We start from the raw sequence: 2,390 nt of genomic DNA, 5'->3' as shown, positions 1-2,390 counted from the left end.
ACACAAAATATTTTACACTCCCTCTATGTCCTATTTCGATAGTCGAGTAGGCGAAGGTCCAGTTTGGCAGGTCGTATTGATTATGGTAGTGAGAGTAGGAATAAAGGTTGATATAACAGCATTTACAAAGGGTGCAAGAATCAGTCAATTTAGCGTTGAGAGTTGAGTTAACGAGTATGCTATTCTCATACTCAAGGGGCTATAGAACGTTTTAAACCGCATGATCTTATGGAGAAGCTAAAAAACAGTGGAGTTAAATATACCGAGAAAGATGTGGTATTAGTAGCTAAAAATTATAATGGTAAGTTTTTATGGCTAGAGAAGGGAAATGAATCATCTGGTCTGAAGCATATCGAAAAACAACATCAAAAAGATTTCGGCGCAAATACTAATGTTAAGGATCTATTAATGAAGATTCTGCCTTTAAAACCTTTAAAGCATTTTAGTAGGAAAAAAGGTAAGAAATTAGCGGACATCTATTTGTATAAGAAGAATTCTAAGCTCTATTTGGTTGCCTATGGTGACAATGGCTATATTGTTAGCTTTTATCCATATGAGAAAGGATGATATTGATGTACAAAGTAGTTGCAATAAAAAATTATGAATTTACGAGAGACATTATTGTTGAAAGTCAAAACTCTAAACAGCAATATACGGCTTTTGATGATTCGGATCTAATTGGAAATGATCAATTCTCTTTTGTGAAGGAACAAGAAATTTATGATTGTAAGTTAGGCATATTAGGCGAAGCAAATCCATCAGGGGAAACATTTGATGTTCTATCGAAGGAGAAAGTTGGTAAGATGAACCTGTTAAAGGTGTCAAATTCGGATGGTGATAACTTCTATTTACCAGCTACCGCAGATATAAAGATTGGTAGTCAGATTAAATTAAATGTTAAAAGATATGATTTACTATCGGTTAATAACATCATAAATGATAGGACGTTATGATTTGCCACTCATAGCAGATAAAGATAATGAACATTGGAGGAATTATTATGGCTGCAACAGTATTAGGAAAATTTTTAAGAAAGATAAGGATAGATCGTGATGAGCGATTATATGATATGGCAAAACGTTTAGGAATTAGTTCTGCTTTTCTTTCTGGTGTTGAAAACGGCCATAAGAAAGCATCAGCTACTTTGATTAATAACATTATTGATATCTCACAATTCTCACCACAAAAGCAGGAAGCTGCCTTAATGTTTGCAAGAAAGTTTGATGAACTGACTGACAAACAAATTGATCAGATCAAGAATATTTTAAAAGGGGATGGGGACAATCATTAACTATAAAACTGCATTTGAAGCTAAACTAGAATCTCGAGAAGATTTGCGATATTTGGCTAAATTAGTTCGTAAAGAGTTAGGCATTACCCTTGATAAAAAATATGTTGATATCACTTGGATTTTGGAAAGATTGGATATATTTGATTCAGAATATTCATATGAAATTGTCGATGATGATCAATTAGATGTAGGTGTACAAGCACAAACCGATATTATAAAGAATACTATTTTATATTAAAGAGTCTGTGTATGATGGTGCAATTAAAAACAATGGTCGTGATCGTATGACGATTGCTCATGAAATACTTCATCTTATTTTGCACCAACCAGTAGCATTAACTTTGTATCGTCGTACTGATGATTTACCAGTTTATAAAAATCCTGAATGGCAAGCTGAATGTTTTGCTGGCGAATTATTGATGCCCTATGATCAGATTAAAGATATGACGGAAGAAGAAATTGTAGAACAATGCAAAGTATCAGAAAGAGCTGCTCACTATCAGAAGACGCATATCTAGAAAACAAAAACAGAAAGCAGATTCAAATGAAAATCGTAATAATCGGAAGTTTTCCTAATACAGCAAAAGAACAAAGCTGGCGTACAACAAACAGATCTCGATAGTATTTATCGAGAAAGTGATATTGTCAGTATGCATATTCCCTTGAATGAAAACACAAAACATATGATAGATTCTTATGCGTTTGACAAAATGAAACCTGATGCAGTATTGATAAATACATCTAGAGGAGCAGTCATTAACCAAGAACAGCTCATATTGGCGCTAAAGCAAGGCAGCATTGGCGGAGCCTGTTTGGATGTATATGAGGATGAACCATTAAAGATGGATAATCCTTTGCGAGATTTGAATAATGTAATCCTAACGCCACATACGGCTGGATTGCCGGACGGAGTGAAGTATCATAAAAAGCGTTATGATTTCTTTATAAGCAATATCAGTAAAGTAATGCATGGCGAACTTCCGGAATGCAGACTTAATCATATTTAAATGAGGGTTCAGTTGTAATTGACATGGCACAGAAGTGATTGCCATACATTGCGGCCAAGAATGCTGCGAAAGCCAATCCGGCCTTCTATGCG

The 2,390-nt window shown here is 34.6% G+C and carries 6 protein-coding genes; all 6 read left to right on the top strand.

The features are described from left to right. Nucleotides 1-228 precede the first annotated feature (228 nt). Genes FC47_RS10055 through FC47_RS10035 form a run of 6 tightly spaced genes read left to right on the top strand, consistent with a single transcriptional unit; the run spans nucleotide 229 to nucleotide 2,298 of the window. Nucleotides 229-567 (top strand): hypothetical protein, encoded by a 339-nt coding sequence (locus FC47_RS10055; protein ID WP_235804025.1) that lies wholly within the window; start codon nucleotides 229-231, stop codon nucleotides 565-567. A 5-nt stretch (nucleotides 568-572) separates the two neighbouring features. Beyond that, nucleotides 573-953, top strand: coding sequence for a hypothetical protein (locus FC47_RS10050; RefSeq protein WP_056968805.1), 381 nt, complete (start codon nucleotides 573-575; stop codon nucleotides 951-953). Between the two features lie 47 nt (nucleotides 954-1,000). Further along, nucleotides 1,001-1,291 carry a helix-turn-helix domain-containing protein gene (locus FC47_RS10045; RefSeq protein ID WP_056968804.1) on the top strand — a complete coding sequence of 97 codons (291 nt, stop codon included), beginning with the start codon at nucleotides 1,001-1,003 and terminating at the stop codon, nucleotides 1,289-1,291. After that, nucleotides 1,275-1,529, top strand: coding sequence for a hypothetical protein (locus FC47_RS10990; RefSeq protein ID WP_235804024.1), 255 nt, complete (start codon nucleotides 1,275-1,277; stop codon nucleotides 1,527-1,529). The genes FC47_RS10045 and FC47_RS10990 overlap by 17 nt, the downstream gene beginning before the upstream one ends. A gap of 7 nt (nucleotides 1,530-1,536) precedes the next feature. Further along, nucleotides 1,537-1,809: an ImmA/IrrE family metallo-endopeptidase gene (locus FC47_RS10985; protein WP_235804023.1), complete on the top strand. Its 273-nt coding sequence runs from the start codon at nucleotides 1,537-1,539 to the stop codon at nucleotides 1,807-1,809. A gap of 57 nt (nucleotides 1,810-1,866) precedes the next feature. Further along, nucleotides 1,867-2,298, top strand: coding sequence for a 2-hydroxyacid dehydrogenase (locus FC47_RS10035; RefSeq protein ID WP_081036783.1), 432 nt, complete (start codon nucleotides 1,867-1,869; stop codon nucleotides 2,296-2,298). Nucleotides 2,299-2,390: the final 92 nt, after the last annotated feature.

It is taken from the genome of Limosilactobacillus mucosae DSM 13345 (genome assembly GCF_001436025.1).
Taxonomy (GTDB): Bacteria; Bacillota; Bacilli; order Lactobacillales; family Lactobacillaceae; genus Limosilactobacillus; species Limosilactobacillus mucosae.
This window is presented reverse-complemented; position numbering and strand designations above follow the sequence as displayed.

What these genes read in the sequence shown, in the direction of transcription:
- FC47_RS10045 (WP_056968804.1), top strand. Translation starts at nt 1,001, where the DNA reads ATGGCTGCAACAGTATTAGGAAAATTTTTAAGAAAGATAAGGATAGAT.
- FC47_RS10055 (WP_235804025.1), top strand. Translation starts at nt 229, where the DNA reads ATGGAGAAGCTAAAAAACAGTGGAGTTAAATATACCGAGAAAGATGTG.
- FC47_RS10050 (WP_056968805.1), top strand. Translation starts at nt 573, where the DNA reads ATGTACAAAGTAGTTGCAATAAAAAATTATGAATTTACGAGAGACATT.
- FC47_RS10990 (WP_235804024.1), top strand. Translation starts at nt 1,275, where the DNA reads ATGGGGACAATCATTAACTATAAAACTGCATTTGAAGCTAAACTAGAA.